Raw genomic sequence first — 18,615 nt, forward strand, 5'->3', positions numbered from 1 at the left:
TCTCATATTTATAATGTCTTTTATTCTACTGTAATGAAGAAAGTATATGTATTACTTTGTGCAATTGGTATTGTATTTAGTTTTTGTCAGTGTTCTAGTTCTAAATATCAATTAGAAAAAGAATCTTTATTATCTCCCTATAAACCTTATTTTCAATCTTGGATAGCAAAAGTAGAGAAAGGTGGTTCAGGGTTTAATATAACATTTCCTAATTTAAATGCTAATAACCAAGTTGTAGTGGATAGCGTCTTTTTTAGAGGTCTTAAAAGTAAATTGGTTAAAGGGCGTGCAAAATATACAGCAAAACTTCAAAATCCTTCGCCTTACGATAGAGATATGAGCCTCGAAGCAGCTTTTATAAAAGATAAAGAACCTACATTTCCGTTTAAGCTATTAAATACAGAATGTGTAATTAGTTATTTTGAAAATGGATTGCTTAAGTATCAGAAAATTTCTGGGTTAAAAGAGAAAGAAGGTGTTTTTTACGATAATGATACTCTAAGGTAAAGAACTCTGAGATTGATAAATAATTCTTTCAATTTATAAATTAGTTAAACTTAACTTATTAAATTGGGTTTTTAGTTTCATAAACAGTTAGACCAATATATATTTAATACTTTTGAGTTTCATTAGTATTCATAAAATTGAGCGGATTCAAATCACTTTTTAAACAAACATTCATTTATGGTTTAGCAACGGTGCTACCAAGAATGTTGAGTTTTATTTTAGTACCACTTTACACAAACCCAGAGGTTTTATCTGTAGAAGAGTATGGACGTGTATCGTTTATCTTCGCCTATTTTGTGCTTTTTAATGTGGTTTTGGCATACGGAATGGAAACTGCATTCTTCAGATTTTTTAATAAGGATGAAAATCAAGAAAAAGTCACCAGTACTTCTGCTATTTCATTAATCATAAGTTCACTTGGTTTAATGGGAATTGCCTTTCTGTTTAGAAATCAAATTTCATCACTTATAAATATAGAACTTAAGTATCTCAATTTAGTTTTCATCATATTGCTCTTAGATGCTCTAGTCATTATTCCTTTTGCATGGTTGCGTGCTACAGCAAGACCTATGAAATATGCGATTATTAAGATCCTTAATGTCGCTGTTAATTTAGGATTGAATGTATTTCTACTACTATACTTAAAAGATTTAGCGACTAATTATCCAATCTTTAATAGTATTTATATAGCAGATTTTGAAATCAGTTACATTTTCATTTCTAACCTTATTGCAAGCGGATTAACTCTGTTGTTATTGCTGTCATTCTACACCAAACTAAAGTTTACTTTCGATACTGTTTTATGGAAAAAAATGATGCGTTATGCATTGCCTGTTCTTATTGCAGGGATTGCCTATTCTGTAAATGAAACGTTTGATCGTATTTTATTAGAAAAACTCTTACCAACAGATATTGCAGAGGAACAAATAGGAATGTATTCGGCATGTTATAAATTGGCTTTATTTATGACGTTGTTTGCAACAGCCTTTCGTTTAGGTATAGAACCTTATTTCTTTAGCCACTCTAAAGCTAAAAATCCACAAAAAAACTATGCTAAAATATTAGAATACTTTGTCGCTTTCGGCTCTGTCATTTTCTTAGGTGTTATTGTTTTTGCAGATATCTTAAAACCCTATATTATTAGTAGTGATGCTTATTATGAAGCCATGTGGATTGTACCATTTATCCTTCTAGCTAATTTTTGTTTAGGCATTTATCACAACCTTTCTGTATGGTACAAAATAACAGATCGTACAAAATATGGTGCCTATATTTCAATATTTGGTGCACTAATTACGTTAAGTCTAAACTATATTCTAATTCCGATAATTGGTTTTAAAGGTTCTGCCATTGCCACATTATCCGCTTATGCTGTAATGATGCTATTATCTTTTTATTTTGGAAGAAAACATTATCCAATCCCTTATAATTTGAAGAAAATAGGATTATATCTATTGGTGTCTATTCTATTTTCGTTTGTGTTTTTCTATAACTACAGAGAAAATTATATTATCGGAAGTGCAATGATAATTGTATTTTTGGGATTAGTTATTTCACTTGAAAAAGAGGAAATAAAACAAATTTTAAATCGAAATTAATTCGTCATTCAGAATATTACATGAATATAAAAATCATCAATAAGTCTAGTCATCAATTGCCTCATTACGAAACTATCGCTTCGGCAGGTATGGATTTAAGAGCTAACTTATCAGAATCTAAAATTTTAAAACCTTTAGAACGAAGTATTGTTGGTACAGGTTTGTATATTGAATTACCAATAGGCACCGAAGCACAAGTAAGACCTCGTAGCGGATTAGCGGCTAAAAAAGGAATTACAGTACTCAATGCGCCAGGAACTATTGACGCGGATTATAGAGGCGAAATAGGTGTTATTTTAGTAAACCTTTCTAACGAAAATTTTGTGATTGAAAACGGAGAGCGTATCGCTCAATTGGTCATTGCAAAACACGAACGTGCAGAATGGCAACTTACCGAAGAATTATCTAGTACAGATCGTGGTGAAGGCGGTTTTGGAAGTACTGGAGTCAAATAACAAATTCCTGACAAAGCAGGAATCTCAGAACAAACAACAAACTAAAAAATTAGATTCCTGTTTTCACAGGAATATAGTTTAACAAAAATCACCTGCATCTGCAGGCTCAAAATATGAAAATAATAGTTCCAATGGCAGGTCGAGGATCTCGCCTTAGACCACATAGTTTAACCGTACCAAAACCATTAATTCCTGTTGCCGGTCAACCCATCGTTCATCGTTTGGTTAAGGATATTGCAAAAGTTTTAAAACAACCTATTGAAGAAATTGCGTTTGTTTTAGGAGATCCGGCATTTTTTGGAGACGATGTTGTTAATAGTTTAACCGAACTTGCAGAAGGTTTAGGGGCTAAAGCATCCATTTACAGACAAGATCAACCTTTAGGGACAGGTCACGCTATAATGAGCGCAAAACCATCTTTATCTGGGCCTGCAGTGATTGCTTATGCAGATACATTGATTAGAGCTGAATTTGATTTAGATCCAACAGCAGATAGTGTTATCTGGACAAAGTGTGTTGCGAACCCTGAAGCTTACGGTGTTGTAAAGCTAGATGAAAACGAGAGTATTGTAGAACTTGTTGAAAAACCAGAAAGCTTTGTAAGTGATCAAGCCGTTATCGGTATCTATTACTTTAAAGATGTTGCGGTTCTTAAAGATAAATTACAAGAAGTTTTAGACGAAAACATAATGAACGGTGGCGAATACCAAATTAACGATGGTATTAAACGCATGATGGGTGATGGACGTGTTTTTAAAACAGGAACTGTTGATGAGTGGATGGACTGCGGAAATAAAGCTGTAACTTTAGATACAAATGCTAAAATGTTAGGGTTCTTAACCGCTGATAAAGAAGAGCAATTGGTTGATGATTCTGTGGTTTTAGAAAATTCTAAAATTATTGAGCCTTGTTATATCGGAAAAGGAACGGTATTAAAAAACACAACTGTAGGTCCTAATGTGTCAATTGGTGAAGGCTGTGTTATTGAAAACACAACCGTTAAAAATAGCTTAATTCAGAATCATACAAATATCAAGAATGCTAATTTAGACGAAGCTATGATTGGTAATCATGTAAAGTACAATGGCGAGTTTACTAAGATTAGTATTGGTGATTATACTGTAATAGAGTAACAAATTCCTGCAAAAGCAGAAATCTCATTTTTTTTAATTCTTCTTTGGAATACTTTTTGAAAACTATTCCAAAGAATACCAAGTAACATCTTAAATTATGTACGTTGTATTATATTCATTTGTAGTTAAACCAAATCATGAAGATCAGTTTTTAGACGCTTGGAAAGGTTTAACAGCATTGATTTATAAACACGAAGATAGCTTAGGATCTAGATTACATAAAAAAGAGGACTTAAATTTCATTGCATACGCACAATGGCCAAGTAAAACTATTTTTGATAATGCAGGAAAACATTTACCTAAGGAAGCAAATACCTTTAAAAACGCAATGAAAGCGTCGTGTATAAAAATTGAAATTTTAGAAAAACTAGAAGTAGTGCAAGACTTGTTAAAAGAAAATAAAAGTGAATAAGAAGTATATTTTTATAGTTGTTTTTCTTTTCGGAATATTAATTCCGCAGGTTAATTATGCTCAGGTCGATTTTAATAAAAAACCAGATGATGATTTAGGGAATGTTGAAGATGAATTTCAAGAGCATTTCTTTGAAGCCTTAAAAGAAAAAGGAATTGAAAATTACGACCGTGCTGTTATTGAGCTTAAAAAATGTTTAAATCTTAGTTCTAAGTTTCCTGTTATTTATTTCGAATTAGGTAAAAACTATAACAAACTTAAAAACTTTGGCGCTGCAGAAGATAACCTGAAAAAAGCAATAGACATGCAGCCAGACAATGTTTGGTTTTTAGATGAACTTTATGATGTGTATTTTCAGCAAGATGATATTAAAAATGCTTTAAAAACGATAAAGCAATTAGTAAAATACCACCCTGATTATAAAGAAGATTTAGCGTCACTTTATGTAAGGGAAGAAAAATACAAGCAAGCCTTAGATATTTTAGACGAATTGGATGCTGAGTATGGTTTGAGTGAATCTAGAGACGGTATGCGTAACGATATTTATAGCATTACAGGAAATGCAGACGATCGTATTGAAAACCTAGAACAACGTATTGCTAATAATCCTAATAATGAGGATAATCACTTAAAACTGATTTATCGTTATAGCCAAACAGGCGATCAAAAAAAGGCTTACAAAGCAGCTAAAGATTTGCTAAAAATAAAGCCTGATTCTAAATTTGTGCATTTAGCTTTGTATAAATTCTATCTTCAAGATGAAAAAGTAGACAAAGCAATCAATTCTGTAAAAACAGTTTTAACAAGTCCTGAAATTAATGCAGATGCTAAGGCAAAAGTATTGAAAGACTTTGTTGCTTTTGTATCTCATAATCCAGAATACGAATCCGATTTAATAGATATTACATCCTTAATAGATGATAATAAAGATGCGCAAACACATAGTGATCTTGGGCATTATTATTTAAAAGCCGGAGATAAGGTTAAGGCATTGTCTAATTTTAAAGAAGCTTTAAAACAGAACCCTAACGACTTCAAATTAATTAAAGATGTCTTATTACTTCAATTAGATATAAAAGATTACAATGCAGTTATAATAGATAGTGAGCGTGCTTTAGAATTGTATCCTGCGCAACCTATTCTGTATTTAGTAAATGGTGTGGCTCAGAATAATTCTGGCGAACCTAAAAAGGCAATTGATAATCTAGAAATGGGATTAGATTTCTTAATCGATAACCCAAGTATGGAAGCCGATTTTTATTCAGAATTAAGCATCGCTTATAAAGCCATAAATAATATTAGTAAATCAGAAACGTTTGCTAAAAAGGCAAAAGCCTTAAAAAAATAAGTGTAAATGAATATATTTCAAAAAGATATAAAACTAAAAGTTGTATTTAGTGCCATGCTTATTGGTTTGGTAATGAGTTGTAGCGGAACCAAAAGTGTTATAGCTTCTGGTGTTGCTAGCGATAAACTATCTGCAAAACAAGTAATAAAGCAACACGAAAAAAGTGAATCTGATTTTAAAACGATGAACGCTAAGGTTGCGATTGATCTTATTCAAGGAGAAAAAAATCAAGGTTATACGTTTAGTTTTAGAATGGAAAAAGATCAAGTCATTTGGTTAAGTGCTCCATTCGGGATGGCTCGTATGATGATTACGCCAGATAAAGTGAAGTTTTACAATAAGTTAGATGGCGAATATTTTGATGGTGATTACAAATTATTAAGCGATGTTGTTGGTGTTGATCTCGATTTTAATAAAGTACAAAACATATTGCTAGGACAAGCTATTTACGATTTACAGGAAGAAGCGCATCAGGTTTCTGTGAATGGAAATTCTTATGCCTTAAGTCCTAAAGACCAAAATGTATTGATAGAGTTGTTTTATTTAATTAACCCTTCACATTTTAAAATGGATAGTTTGCAAATGTATCAACAGTCAGAAAAACGAATGTTACAAGTAGATTACGCGTCTTATCAAGAAGTAGATAAGCAAATTATTCCAGAAAATATTAAGATTATTGCTGTTGATAATGACGATGAAGTTATTATTACTATGGCATTTAAATCGGTATCTTTGAACGATGAAGTTCGTTTTCCGTTTAACATCCCAGCGGGCTATAAAGAAATCGTGATTAAATAATGACAACAAACCGTTTCTACACTACACTTATTATTGGGCTATTATTGTCTTGCACATCGCTTTTTGCACAAAGTGATAAGCAAAAAAAATTAGAGCAACAGCGTCAGCAAATTTTGAGAGAAATGAAGCAGATCAATGCTTTGTTATTTACAAAAAAGAAAGAAGAGAAATCTGCCATTACACTTATTGAAGACATTAATTATAAAGTTAATGTGAGAAAGAATTTAATAAGAATTACTAATGAACAGGCTAATTTATTAACCCGAGAGATTAATACAAATCAAGAAGAAATTACGAGCTTAAGAACGCAATTACAAGAGTTAAAAGATGATTATGCGGCAATGGTTGTAAAATCTTATAAGAGTAAATCTGAACAAAGTAAAGTAATGTTCCTCTTGTCTTCTAACAATTTTCAGCAAGCCTACAAACGCCTTCAATACATACGTCAATATAGAGAATACCAAAAAGAGCAGGGAGAATCTATAAAAGTAAAAACAAAAGAACTTCAAGTTTTAAACATTCAATTATCTAAACAAAAAGAAGATAAGAAGAAGCTTATTGAAGAAAACCGAATTGCAAAACGCGAATTAGAAAGTGAACTAAAACAGCGTGAAGTTTTAGTTGCATCTATAAAATCTGACATGAGTAAATTTGCATCGCAGATTAAATCTAAGAAGCAAGAAGCAGATCGTTTAGATAAGGAAATAGACCGTATAATTGCTGAAGCAATTGCTGAAGCCAATAAAAACACAAATCAAAATACAAGTAATAAAACAAGTTCTACCAAAAAATTTATTTTAACACCTGAAGCTAAAAAACTCGCAGCTAGTTTTGCTGCCAATAAAGGAAAATTGGGTTGGCCAGTATCTCGAGGTGTTGTAAAGGCTAAATTTGGAAAAGGTAGATCATTAACAGACCAATCTGTTGAAGTTAATAATTCTGGTATTAAGATCGCTACTGAAGTCAATAGCGATGTTAAGGCTGTTTTTAATGGTGTTGTATCTTCAATTCATGCTATGAAATGGGGAAACCCAACGATTTTAATAAGACATGGTGATTACTTATCTATCTATCATAACCTTTCTCAACTCTATGTAAAAAAAGGAGATCAGATTACAACGGGTCAAGTAATCGGTAAAGTCTTCAGTAATAAAATTACAGGTGAAACGCTTTTAGACTTCAGAATTTATAAAAACAATTTGAAGTTAAATCCTGAGTCTTGGTTGGCTAGGCAATAAGCAAAGTAGAGAGCTTATTTGTCAAAAAGGGCTTTAAGTTCAGTGGCATCTGCAGGTTTCATTTTTCCTGCTAAAACTAAGCTCAATTGCTTACGACGTAAAGCAGCATCAAAACGTTGCTTTTCTAATTCTGTTTCTGGTACTAATTCTGGTACTTTTACAGGATGTCCTGCTTCGTTAACAGCAACAAAAGTATAAATAGCTTCATTGGCTTTAAGGCGTTCTCCAGACTCTCTATCTTCAATCCAAACATCAATAAAAACCTCCATAGAAGAAGAAAAAGCTCTCGAAACCTTAGCTTCAATCATAACAACACTACCTAACGGAATTGCTTTATTAAAAGCCACGTGGTTAACAGCAGCTGTAACTACAATACGTCTAGAGTGTCTTCTAGCAGAAATACTAGCCGTTTTATCCATACGTGCTAAAAGTTCCCCTCCAAATAAATTATGTAGCGGATTAGTTTCGCTTGGTAATACTAAATCGGTTGCAATTGTTTTAGACTGTAGTGCAGTTTTAGGTAACATAAGTAATTTTAAGATTTGCGCAAATATAAAGGGATTTTATATTGCAGATGTATGATTATAGAAAAATGCAGGAAGCTGAGGAACTTATCAAAATTCTTTAGCATATTCTCTAATTTCTATGAGAAATTTAATGAATTCGCTAAGCGTCTTTTTGAAAAAAAATTCACAAAAAGGCACAACATAACGTTAACCCCAAAAGGTTGCTATAAAGTACTGAAATTAATATCAGAAGAAAATGAATAGCTTCTACTTTGCAGAAATCTATTTAAGATTTTTTATAAGTAACCATGCATCACGGTTATACTCACTACGAATTTTAAATAATTCATTTTGAGCTTCGTTTCGAGTATCAAAACTACCGTAAACAACTTCGTGTAATCCAAAACGATTTGTACCTATTATACGGGCTTTAAATCCTTTTTCTCTTAGTTGTTTTACTTTCTTTTCAGAATTTTCTCTCATTCTAAAAGCCCCAGCAACAACATGGTAATTACCACTTTGTTTTTCTAAAGATAAAGTTGCAGCAGGTAACGGACTCATTACAAAAGTAGCTTCTTGTACTTTAGCATCGAGTTGCTCATTAGCTTGCTCTTGTGCAATTTGGTTGTGGTTTTCTATAGTTGAATTATAGTAAGTAGCAGCTCCTAAACCACAAAAACCAAGTAAAATAACAGCCGCAGCTGCATATTTTAACCAATTATGATTAGAGCGTTTTTCTGGTGTTAATGTAATTGGTGCAGTTTCTTCAATAGCCTCAACGGTTTCTTTGTAAACTTCTCTTGTAACTTCCGAAGAAGAAAAATGAGATAATCCAAAAGCATCGGTCAAATAATTGATATGACTAGAAGGATTAAATTGAATTTTACCATCAGTACTTAAACCTAAATCACCAATATTCTTAAACTGAATAGTTTCACCTTCAGATAGGTAAGATTTAATAGCTTTTACTTCCTTAGAGATATTAAGCAATGCTGCTGAATAAGGTATTTTTTCTACCTCAGCAATATAATTAGCCAACAAGCCATCATTCTGTTGTAATTGCTCGTTAAAAGATAAAACTTTTTTAGGAGGATAGAATGTATGGGTTGTTTCGTGAATCTTTGCCGAAACACGTTGTGTTAAAAAGGCTCCGAACTCAGGTACGGTAACACATTCGTAACGGTATAAAAGGTCGCTTATGTAAGTCTCTAACTGCATGCGGCAAAGTTAGAAATTTTTATTTCCGAAAGAAATTTCGAGCGGCTTATTTATTAACATCAGATCATAGATGCAACTATCTATTTGATTTTCTTAGGATTTAATATTTAGATTTTCTCTTTTTTTATATAAAATCAGTATCAATATCGAGTCAATTGTCCTCTTGTGATGACTTTCGAGCTGTTTTTAAAATTAAGAATATGTCTAGTTTTTTGATTATTAATCAACCCTCACTTCTTATTTTTAGATTTTCTTCATCTATATAAACTCAAAATTCTACTTGATTTATTTTAAATGAATTGTCCCGTTGAAGGGACTTTAGGGGTGTTGTTTATCATTTTATTTTATAGCTTCTAAAATTATAAAGAATCAGATCTGTTTTTCTACTTATGAAATATAAAGTGTTATAATGTTAATAATTAAATAGTTATATTCGTGTAGGTAGATTAATTCGTACAAGTACATAGTTTTCAATGACAGACCAACAACTCATTTACGCTCTTGCACTACAACACGTTCCAAAAATAGGAGCTACAACAGCAAAGAAACTCATTAATCATTGTGGATCTGCAGAAGCTGTTCTTAAAGAAAAGAAAGCAACACTTTTAAAAATAGACGGCATTGGTTTGGTGACTATTCAAGGGCTTTTTGATAAAAACCTTCTTGAAGAAGCAGCGCAAGAATTAAAATTTATAAAAGATAATAATATTAAGGCGCGCTATTTTACAGAAGATACATATCCTGAACGTTTAAAACATTGTTTAGATGGTCCTATAGTTTTGTTTCAATCTGGCAATATTAATATAAAACAGCAACGTATTATTAGTATTGTTGGTGCGCGTAAAATTACGACTAGCGGCATTGCTTTCTGCGAAAAATTAGTAGAAGCTCTATCGCCTTTTAATCCCATTATTGTTTCTGGTTTTGCTTACGGAACTGATATTACAGCACATAAAGCAGCGGTTAAGCATAATTTACAAACTATTGGTTGTTTGGCACATGGGCTTAATCAAATTTACCCAAAAGTGCATAAAAAATACGTAGCGTCTGTTGAAAACCACGGAGGCTTTTATACCGATTTTTGGAGCACTGATACTTTTGATAGAAACAACTTCTTAAAACGTAACCGTATTATAGCAGGGTTAAGCGAAGCAACTTTAGTTATAGAATCTGCAGAAAAAGGCGGAAGTTTAGTCACCGCAGATATTGCTAATTCTTATAATAGAGAAGTATTTGCTGTACCAGGTAGAACAACCGATAGCCAAAGTATTGGGTGTAATAATCTTATTAAGTTTCAGAAAGCACATTTGTTATCTCATCCGTTAGATGTGCCTTATATGTTGAATTGGGAATTAGAGTCTAACAAAAAGCCAGTAATACAACAACAGCTTTTTGTAGAGTTGAGTCCCGATGAAAAAATTATTTGTCAGTTTTTAAGGGAAAACAATAAGGAATTGTTAGATATTATTGCATTACGTTGCGAAATGCCTACATATAAATTAGCGGGTTTACTTCTTAATCTAGAGCTAAAAGGTTTAGTGCGCCCTTTACCTGGTAAATTATTCGAAATAATCTAGAAATATTCGATGAAATACACTCTGTCTTTTTGACTCTTTTTTCACTTAAAATACATCACACGTGTGTGTTATAATATTATCTCTGCATTTTAAAGGGATTTCTCTACACATCAACTAGTTTTTTTTGAGTATCATTTAAACTGTAGCATTTTTGCATTGTAAAACCCAAATTTACACTGAAAAGATATTTGCCTGAGGCTAATTCTTATGTTTATAAGCTTAATAATACTCAATACCTATGAATACAATTTTACATTTCCTATCGTCTAAAAAAAACATAACTGCTTTTTTACTTTTGTTTAGTGCTGTGTCTTTCTATGCACAAGCTGTTGTAACTAATATTTTTCCTACTCGTGTAACTACAGGTAGTAAAGTAACTATTATTGGTACGGGCTTTACTGACGGGGATCAGTCAGGTATTTCAATTACTAACATGAGTACTGGGAGTAAGACGTTTGTAAGTAGTACAGAAATGACTTTTAAGATTACGGCAACTACTACAACTGATAGAACTGGAACCCTTTCAATAACAGGAGTCAGTGGTGCGTCTACAACATTTAATTATATTGCGCCAACAACTACAAATAAAACTGTGAGTGCTAGTAGTGAAATTAGAGTTAGAGAAGTGTATACCACTTGGGATCAGAATGGAGATGGAGAACATTTTTGGAAATCTTCTGATTGGGATCCTGATAACGATGCCGCAGGTAAAGCAACTTGGCCAAATGATAGCCATGAGTTGTTAGGGTTTAAAATGAATTATGGTGGTAATGATATAATCTTTTCTACAGGGGTTGATAATGCATTCTTAGAAACGAAATTAAGTGCTTTAGGTGTAGATGTCTCAGCCACAAGTACGGAGTATGTCAGTCAAGAGTTTAAAGCATATTCTACTAACGGAGTTAGTGGTAAACCTAATTCTAATAATTATATGGGGTTTGCAGATAAAATAGATGGCTTTACAGATTCAAATGTGTTGAATAATGCGGTTAGAAAAACAGTATACGATGTTATCATAGATGGAGACCACGGATTAGATTTAGGTACAGGTATAGCGAATTTTAATAATCAAGCAGATATAAGGTTTTATAGTGGTAATGGAGATGTTGGTGCTGTAAATGATGGTATACCAGATTTATTAATCACACAAATGGCACAGCCAGGCGGTAGTGATGTATATTATTATGCAGATGTAGATGGTAATGTTGTTGGGAGACCTGTTAAACTTTCATTTGTTAATCATTATGAGTATACTGATCCTAATAGTAGTGAAACTAGGTTATATCAATGGAGAGTCGATTTTTATCGATTAGATTATTCTGCAAGTGCAACTTTTGAAACTGCTATTCCTACTGTGGCATCATTTGGTAATAAAGGAGATAGGGGGTTTAGAATGGCAGCGCTAAGTTTAGAAGATTTTGAAATTGATGGATCACCTACTGCTGCCGCTTATGAAAATATTAATAGTATTGATAATATCAATATGGGAGCTGGTGGCTCTTCAGATATGTCTTTTATGGCTTATAACAAGTCTACATTTGATATTAAATCTCCGGTGATTGATAAATCTCCAGTTTCAAGGTTTGTTTGTAGGTTTCCATCAAGTGAATTTGTTTTCACTGCATTAGGTTCTATTGAAGGTACAGAAAATAATTCCGATCCAAAAGAAGAAATTACCTATACATGGTTTGAAAATAATACACTGTTATCAGAAACATCAAATACATTTACCATACCTGCTGGCTTATATAGTTCAGATTTAGAAGATACGAGTTATAGAGTGAGAGTTGCAAATGGCTATGGTGCTGTAGATTTACCTTTTACAATTACTGAAGGGGGTACACCTGCTTATTGGAATGGTACAAACTGGGTTTTAGCTTCAGTTTATACAGACAATAGTATTTCTGTTCCTGATGGAGATCGTAGTTTAATAGTTACAGCTGATTATAATGACCCAGCAAATGTAGAAGGTTGTGATTGTACAGTTCCAGCAGGAAAAAATGTAACGATACCAGAAGGATATGCAATGACACTTTATAATTCACTTACGGTAGAGGAGGAGGTTGCTGCAACTACTGTAGATGGTGTTGCCGTTGATGCTATACCTGCTGCTACTTTTACTATAGAAGATGATGCTAGTCTAGTACAAATTAATGATGTAGAAAACAGTGGAGATATAAAAGTAATACGTAAAGCAGAGGGTCTACACCAATATGATTATGTGTATTGGTCATCTCCTGTTGAAACAGGTTTAGTATCAAATCTTCCAGGAGATAGAAAATATAGTTGGGAAACAGATGTAGAGAATGCTAATGGAACTCGAGGTAATTGGGTAAATGCAAGCGGTAGTATGTCAATAGGTAAAGGTTACATCGCTAGAGTTAATACAGTATCAGATGATACAGCATTATTTACTGGTAAACCAAGTAACGGCAATATTTCTTGGCCCGTTGATGTTAGTGGTACAGGAGGTCAGGGAGAAGGAAATAGTAATTGGAATTTAATAGGTAATCCGTACCCTTCGTCTATAAATGCTTATGATTTCCTTACAGTGAATAGTGTTGATAATGCAGTAATTGATGGGGGTGTGCATTTGTGGACACATGATTATGAAATAGCGACGACTGTTAATCAATATTATTATGAGGATTTTGGAATGAATTATGGTAACCAGTACATTACATATAATTATACTGGAAGTTCGGATGCAAGTGCAAGTGATGTTTTAAAAATCGCTTCAGGTCAAGGTTTTTTTGTTAAAATATTAAACTCTGCAACTTCTGCTTCTGTAACCTTTACTAATGATATGCGTCACGATGATGAAGAAGCTTATGATAATAGTGGATTTTACAGAAATAGTGAAGAAACTTTAGTTAGTACAGAAAAACAATTAGTTTGGTTAAGTTTAGCTAATGAAAATAACCATGCTATTAGTACATTAATTGGGTATGTAGATGGTGCTACAGAAGAAAAAGATAGACTTTATGATTCTAACACTAACAATGGTGGGTTTAATCTATATTCTTTAATTACTGAAGAAGATAAATTAGTAATACAAGGACTTCCATTACCATTTGTAGACACAAATACAGTACCACTAGGTATTGAATTATCTCAAAGTGGTATTTATAATATTGCTATCGCTAAATTAAAAGGAAGCTTATTTGAAGAGCAAGAACAAGATATTTACTTAGAAGATACTTATACTAATGTGGTTCACGATTTAAGAACAGTACCTTATACATTCACTGGTGATCAAGGTACATTTAATGATCGTTTTATTTTAAGATATACAGAGCCTGTTACACTTTCTGTTGAAGAGATTTCTAATACTAACACATTTGCATATATTAATGATGCTATGTTTTATGTGAAGTCTTCTAGTATAATTGAATCTGTAGACATATATGATATAAGCGGTAAGCAAATTACCAACTACACATCTAATGAAAATAGCAATACTTTTAGTACAGAATTTAATTTTGCTAAAGGTGTTTATATAGCATCTATAAAATTAGATAATGGTAGTATCGTAACTAAAAAGCTAATAAACTAATAGTACAATTAGTTTAAACATAAAAAAGCCCTCAGTTAAAATAACTGAGGGCTTTTTTTATTTAGTATTGTGCTAAATCTAGTATTTGTTTACTTTGATTTTTTATAGATTAAAAAGAGACTAACAATAGCAGTAATCATAACAGTTATGGCTAAATAACCTAACCAATCCATAGAGGTGTCGTCACTTAATAATCGTGAGATTAATAATAATGTCATCGCTATAATTGTTAGCGCAGGGCTTAGAGCTTCTCTTTTAAATTTCATTTTAATAACCCACTCTTTCTCTTACACGTTTTAATACGTCATTAGCAACAAGTTTTGCTTTTTTAGCTCCAACAGCTAAAGCAGCATCAACTTCTTCAAGATTATCCATATAATAATGGTAACGTTCTCTTTGTTCTGCAAAACGCTCTACAACTAATTCGTATAAGGCTTGTTTTGCATGACCATAACCATAATTTCCACCTTCGTAATTTGCTTTCATAGCTGCAAGTTGTTCTTCAGAGGCTAGTAAGCTGTAAATAGCAAAACAGTTACAGGTACACCAATCTTTAGGGTCTTCAAGAGCTGTGCTATCAGTTTCGATAGACATTATTTTTTTACGGAGTTGTTTGTCTGGTAAAAAGATATTGATAAAATTACCGCGACTCTTGCTCATTTTTTCACCATCAGTACCAGGGATAAGCATTCCACTTTCTAGTATTTTTCCTTCAGGTAAAACAAAAGTTTCTCCCATTTTAGCATGAAAACGAGAAGCAACATCACGTGTCATTTCAATATGTTGTAACTGATCTTTTCCTACAGGAATAATTTCAGCATCATATATTAAAATATCTGCAGCCATTAACATTGGGTAGGTAAATAAACCAGAGTTTACATCTTCTAAACGATCGGCTTTATCCTTAAACCCGTGAGCTAATGTTAAACGTTGGTAAGGGAAAAAACAGCTTAAATACCAAGATAATTCCGTTACTTGAGGAATGTCACTTTGTCTGTAAAATACTGTTTTTTCTATATCTAAACCAAAAGCAAGCCAGGTTGCAGCAACAGAATAGGTATGGTTTCTTAATTCTTCAGCATCTTTGATTTGTGTTAATGTGTGCAAATTTGCGATAAATAAAAACGATTCGTTTTTAGCATCATTTGCCATTTCAATAGCTGGTAAAATTGCACCTAAGATGTTTCCTAAATGTGGTGTTCCTGTACTTTGTACTCCTGTTAAAATTCTTGCCATAACATAACCTGCGGGTGCAGATGTTTCATTAAATTAAACTTAAATTAAAAATAATAAGCAAAGGTAAATTTTTTAGCACAACTATAAGAAGTGATTTAATTTAATTAACTAGTTTTGGTGCCATGGCAATTATAAAATATCCGTTTTGGCTTTTGTATCGTGTTTGGTTCTATATTTTAGTAGCTATTCCGATTATTGTATTATTTCCTTTACTTATCATTTCGATATTAAGAGAGCAGTGGTATCCTTATTTTTTTAGGCTAGCACGTATTTGGTCTAAGTTTATTTTAATAGGAATGGGGTTTGGGTATAGCATTAAAAAAGCAGAAGTTCCTGACCGAAATAAGAGTTACATGTTTGTAGCCAACCATACTTCTATGGCAGATATTATGATGATGTTTGTGGCTGTAAAAAATCCTTTTGTATTTGTAGGTAAGCAAGAATTATCTAAAATTCCACTATTTGGATTCTTTTATAAACGAACCTGTATTTTGGTAGATAGAGGAAGTGCTAAAAGTAGACAAGCTGTTTTTTTAAGAGCGCAAAGACGTTTAAAGCAAGGTTTGAGTATTTGCATTTTTCCTGAAGGTGGTGTACCTGATGAAGATATTTTGTTAGATGAATTTAAAGATGGTGCTTTTAGATTAGCAATTAATCATCAAATCCCTATTGTGCCAATTACATTTTATGATAATAAGAAGCGTTTTTCTTATACTTTTTTTAGTGGAAGCCCAGGTAGAATGCGCGCTAAGATTCATAAGTTTTTACCAACTGAAGGATTAACAATAGCAGACACAAAACCATTAAATAAAGAAGCTAGAACTTTAATTTTAGACGAGTTAACTACTAATTTAATTAAAAAAACGAACTAAGAACTGTATTTTTAATACTCTAAAATTTGTAGTTTAGCCCAGTGTAGACCCCAATAAAGAAAGATCTAAAATCATCTGATGTATTGTTAAACGTGTTTAATTGATACTTGAAAGTAGGTTCAAGATTTATATACCATTGTTTAGAAAGGCTGTAATCCATTCCTAAACCAAAATTGGCGCTAAAACTTGTGTCATTAATATTATTGGCTTCACCGATTTGTTCTGAGACGCCATTGATATCGGCATAGATTTCATTTTCACTTAAAAAGAAAGTACTAAAGCCTCCAATGATATTAATCCCAAATTTGCGATCTAATAATTTATATTCCAATTCTAAAGGCACTTCTATAAAACCAAAACGTTGATCTATTTCGCTTTTGCTTACATTTTTCAATAATTCAGGAGCAGAAGACCTATTCATCATTTCAGAGCTCATTAGCGATACGTTTTGTGTGTTTTCGCTAAAAGTAATATTACTAAATGAGCCATTTAATCCTCTAGCGGCTGTTTCTGCACCGGTAAAAGCAAAAACATCTGTAGTGGTTTGGTTTAGATTAACACGGTTAATACCTGTTCTAATTTTTATTTTATTAGAAATAGCATAACTTCCTGTAATACCGTAACTCATATTAATATCAGAGTTTTTGGCGTTTTTATTGAATTGATTATCTATTGAAGAACCTTCGCTTAGTGAATTAAAATAAACAGGTGCTACATTTGGAGAAATGCTCCATCTGTTTTGTGTCTCTTCTTTGTCCTCTTCAATTATTGTTTCATTATTTTCTGCAATCGCATTTTCAATTGTAGCCTTTTCGGTCTCTTCAATTAATAAATTTTCAGATTCGGGTTCTGTTTTGGCTTCTTTTTTAGCTAATGTTTCAGTATTTACTTTTTTAGATAAAGTATTTTCTACAACCGCTGTTTTATTGTTTTTTATAGTCTTGTTAATTATAGATTTTCTTTCTGTTTCAGAAGTTATTTGAGTGTCTTCTATAGTTGTATCTGATGATTTTGTTTTGCTAGCAACTTCAGAGTTCTGATTTGAATTATTAACTATTCTTGATTCTTTAAGCTTTTGAGAAGCTTTATTTATCCCTTTGTCTATGTTGTTAGCAATGGCATCATTTTTTTGTTTTGATTGCTTAGCTGTTGTTATTTTGTTAGAAGAATAAGCTTCTTCAATAGTTTCGTAGTTTAAATCTTTTGAATTAGAATTTTGTTCTGAATTAAAATCAGAGTCAGCAACTTGAATGTTTTCTTTTTTTGTTGTCTTAGGTGAATTTAAAATCTTATTTGCAGCATCTTCAGTCTTATTTAAAGATTCAGTGTTTGTATTCTTATCAATATTTACATAAGGTAATTCTTGAGGCTTATTTTCTTCAGAATTAAAAACAGAAACTCCAACAGTAAATAATAAAGCAATAGTAGCAGCTATACCGCCAAGTTGCCACCAAAGCGCAACAACTCTACGTTTTTTCTTTTTGTTAGGAAGACTTTCGTTGATACGATCCCAAATAGCATCGTTAGGCTTAACTTCGAAATCCTTGAATTTTTCCTGAAAAAGTCTATCTATGTTTTTCTTGTCTTCCATTATTTAAACACTCTGCGAGTTTTGAGTCGCGTTATAAGCTTCAATTTTTGTTTTTAATATCATTTTTGCACGTGATAAATTAGATTTAGACGTTCCTACTGAAATTTCAATCAATTCACTAATCTCTACATGCGAATAACCATCCAGTACATATAAGTTAAAAACCAATCGGTATCTGTTAGGTAATTCTTGAATAATTTTGAGTAAAAAATCAATATTAACATCCGTATCGTTGAGGTCTACAGAAGCGTCTTCAATGTTTTCTTCATTAATGATATCGTAAACACCAACATCTTTTCTGTAACGTTGCAAAGCCGTGTTAATAGCAATACGTTTTAACCAACCTTCAAAAGAACCTTTGTTATTATACTGCTCTATTTTATGAAATACTGTTATAAAGGTATCGTGCAGATTGTCTTCGGCCTCGGCATAGTTTTTTGAGTACTTAAGACAAAGCGAAAATAATTTACTTGCAAATTGCTTGTATAATTGGCTTTGAGCTTGAGCATCGTTGTTCTTACAATTTTTTATGAGTTGTTCTAAACTCAAATTGTTTGGGGATTAATTAAT

17 protein-coding genes are annotated in these 18,615 nt (G+C 32.3%); 11 read left to right on the forward strand and 6 right to left on the reverse strand.

Annotation, left to right across the window (positions count from 1 at the left end):
- The first annotated feature begins 33 nt into the window (after positions 1-33).
- The 8 genes from H0I32_RS08410 to H0I32_RS08445 all read left to right on the forward strand — a co-directional run bounded on the left by H0I32_RS08410 (position 34) and on the right by H0I32_RS08445 (position 7,489).
- Positions 34-507, forward strand: a complete 474-nt coding sequence (locus tag H0I32_RS08410) for a hypothetical protein (RefSeq protein WP_179314138.1) — start codon at positions 34-36, stop codon at positions 505-507.
- Positions 508-644: 137 nt separating this feature from the next.
- Complete coding sequence (locus H0I32_RS08415; protein WP_173587684.1) at positions 645-2,105, forward strand: oligosaccharide flippase family protein; 1,461 nt, start codon at positions 645-647, stop codon at positions 2,103-2,105.
- A 20-nt stretch (positions 2,106-2,125) separates the two neighbouring features.
- Positions 2,126-2,560, forward strand: a complete 435-nt coding sequence (gene dut / locus H0I32_RS08420; protein ID WP_173587685.1) for a dUTP diphosphatase — start codon at positions 2,126-2,128, stop codon at positions 2,558-2,560.
- 113 nt (positions 2,561-2,673) lie between these two features.
- The gene (locus tag H0I32_RS08425) at positions 2,674-3,693 is read left to right on the forward strand and encodes a sugar phosphate nucleotidyltransferase (protein ID WP_179314137.1); all 1,020 of its coding nucleotides are present in this window, start codon (positions 2,674-2,676) and stop codon (positions 3,691-3,693) included.
- Positions 3,694-3,790: 97 nt separating this feature from the next.
- Positions 3,791-4,105, forward strand: a complete 315-nt coding sequence (locus H0I32_RS08430) for an antibiotic biosynthesis monooxygenase family protein (RefSeq protein ID WP_173587687.1) — start codon at positions 3,791-3,793, stop codon at positions 4,103-4,105.
- Positions 4,098-5,453, forward strand: coding sequence for a tetratricopeptide repeat protein (locus H0I32_RS08435; protein WP_179314136.1), 1,356 nt, complete (start codon positions 4,098-4,100; stop codon positions 5,451-5,453). The genes H0I32_RS08430 and H0I32_RS08435 overlap by 8 nt, the downstream gene beginning before the upstream one ends.
- A 6-nt stretch (positions 5,454-5,459) precedes the next feature.
- Positions 5,460-6,251: a DUF4292 domain-containing protein gene (locus H0I32_RS08440; RefSeq protein ID WP_246293624.1), complete on the forward strand. Its 792-nt coding sequence runs from the start codon at positions 5,460-5,462 to the stop codon at positions 6,249-6,251.
- Complete coding sequence (locus H0I32_RS08445; protein ID WP_173587689.1) at positions 6,251-7,489, forward strand: murein hydrolase activator EnvC family protein; 1,239 nt, start codon at positions 6,251-6,253, stop codon at positions 7,487-7,489. Before H0I32_RS08440 ends, H0I32_RS08445 begins: the two co-directional genes overlap by 1 nt.
- 14 nt (positions 7,490-7,503) lie before the next feature.
- Here H0I32_RS08445 and H0I32_RS08450 read toward each other — a convergent pair whose 3' ends face one another.
- Complete coding sequence (locus tag H0I32_RS08450; RefSeq protein WP_173587690.1) at positions 7,504-8,016, reverse strand: acyl-CoA thioesterase; 513 nt, start codon at positions 8,014-8,016, stop codon at positions 7,504-7,506.
- Between the two features lie 261 nt (positions 8,017-8,277).
- A complete protein-coding gene (locus tag H0I32_RS08455; protein ID WP_179314135.1) occupies positions 8,278-9,213 on the reverse strand; it encodes an SPOR domain-containing protein in 936 nt (311 codons plus the stop codon).
- Between the two features lie 473 nt (positions 9,214-9,686).
- On the opposite strand from H0I32_RS08455, the gene dprA reads away from it, so the two are divergent.
- Complete coding sequence (gene dprA, locus H0I32_RS08460) at positions 9,687-10,790, forward strand: DNA-processing protein DprA (RefSeq protein WP_179314134.1); 1,104 nt, start codon at positions 9,687-9,689, stop codon at positions 10,788-10,790.
- A 238-nt stretch (positions 10,791-11,028) separates the two neighbouring features.
- A complete protein-coding gene (locus H0I32_RS08465; RefSeq protein ID WP_179314133.1) occupies positions 11,029-14,346 on the forward strand; it encodes a T9SS sorting signal type C domain-containing protein in 3,318 nt (1,105 codons plus the stop codon).
- 89 nt (positions 14,347-14,435) lie between these two features.
- Here the strand turns inward: H0I32_RS08465 and H0I32_RS08470 are convergent, their stop codons facing one another.
- Together H0I32_RS08470 and trpS are read right to left on the reverse strand one after the other, a co-directional pair.
- Positions 14,436-14,612 (reverse strand): hypothetical protein, encoded by a 177-nt coding sequence (locus H0I32_RS08470; RefSeq protein WP_173587694.1) that lies wholly within the window; start codon positions 14,610-14,612, stop codon positions 14,436-14,438.
- A 1-nt stretch (position 14,613) separates the two neighbouring features.
- On the reverse strand, positions 14,614-15,582 hold the full coding sequence (gene trpS / locus H0I32_RS08475) for a tryptophan--tRNA ligase (RefSeq protein WP_179314132.1): 969 nt from the start codon (positions 15,580-15,582) through the stop codon (positions 14,614-14,616).
- 122 nt (positions 15,583-15,704) lie between these two features.
- Here trpS and H0I32_RS08480 point away from each other — a divergent pair, with 122 nt between their 5' ends.
- The gene (locus tag H0I32_RS08480) at positions 15,705-16,454 is read left to right on the forward strand and encodes a lysophospholipid acyltransferase family protein (RefSeq protein ID WP_173587696.1); all 750 of its coding nucleotides are present in this window, start codon (positions 15,705-15,707) and stop codon (positions 16,452-16,454) included.
- 19 nt (positions 16,455-16,473) lie between these two features.
- Here H0I32_RS08480 and H0I32_RS08485 read toward each other — a convergent pair whose 3' ends face one another.
- A complete protein-coding gene (locus H0I32_RS08485) occupies positions 16,474-18,045 on the reverse strand; it encodes a hypothetical protein (protein WP_179314131.1) in 1,572 nt (523 codons plus the stop codon).
- Positions 18,046-18,048: 3 nt separating this feature from the next.
- Positions 18,049-18,594: an RNA polymerase sigma factor gene (locus H0I32_RS08490; protein WP_179314130.1), complete on the reverse strand. Its 546-nt coding sequence runs from the start codon at positions 18,592-18,594 to the stop codon at positions 18,049-18,051.
- Positions 18,595-18,615 lie beyond the last annotated feature (21 nt).

The sequence above is a fragment of the Winogradskyella sp. HaHa_3_26 genome, from assembly GCF_019278425.1.
Taxonomy (GTDB): domain Bacteria; phylum Bacteroidota; class Bacteroidia; order Flavobacteriales; family Flavobacteriaceae; genus Winogradskyella; species Winogradskyella undariae.

Coding starts and splice junctions, on each gene's coding strand:
- trpS (WP_179314132.1), bottom strand. CDS start 15,582: ATGGCAAGAATTTTAACAGGAGTACAAAGTACAGGAACACCACATTTA.
- H0I32_RS08455 (WP_179314135.1), bottom strand. CDS start 9,213: ATGCAGTTAGAGACTTACATAAGCGACCTTTTATACCGTTACGAATGT.
- H0I32_RS08425 (WP_179314137.1), top strand. CDS start 2,674: ATGAAAATAATAGTTCCAATGGCAGGTCGAGGATCTCGCCTTAGACCA.
- dut (WP_173587685.1), top strand. CDS start 2,126: ATGAATATAAAAATCATCAATAAGTCTAGTCATCAATTGCCTCATTAC.
- H0I32_RS08485 (WP_179314131.1), bottom strand. CDS start 18,045: ATGGAAGACAAGAAAAACATAGATAGACTTTTTCAGGAAAAATTCAAG.
- H0I32_RS08465 (WP_179314133.1), top strand. CDS start 11,029: ATGAATACAATTTTACATTTCCTATCGTCTAAAAAAAACATAACTGCT.
- H0I32_RS08410 (WP_179314138.1), top strand. CDS start 34: ATGAAGAAAGTATATGTATTACTTTGTGCAATTGGTATTGTATTTAGT.
- H0I32_RS08450 (WP_173587690.1), bottom strand. CDS start 8,016: ATGTTACCTAAAACTGCACTACAGTCTAAAACAATTGCAACCGATTTA.
- H0I32_RS08430 (WP_173587687.1), top strand. CDS start 3,791: ATGTACGTTGTATTATATTCATTTGTAGTTAAACCAAATCATGAAGAT.
- H0I32_RS08470 (WP_173587694.1), bottom strand. CDS start 14,612: ATGAAATTTAAAAGAGAAGCTCTAAGCCCTGCGCTAACAATTATAGCG.
- H0I32_RS08440 (WP_246293624.1), top strand. CDS start 5,460: ATGAATATATTTCAAAAAGATATAAAACTAAAAGTTGTATTTAGTGCC.
- dprA (WP_179314134.1), top strand. CDS start 9,687: ATGACAGACCAACAACTCATTTACGCTCTTGCACTACAACACGTTCCA.
- H0I32_RS08445 (WP_173587689.1), top strand. CDS start 6,251: ATGACAACAAACCGTTTCTACACTACACTTATTATTGGGCTATTATTG.
- H0I32_RS08480 (WP_173587696.1), top strand. CDS start 15,705: ATGGCAATTATAAAATATCCGTTTTGGCTTTTGTATCGTGTTTGGTTC.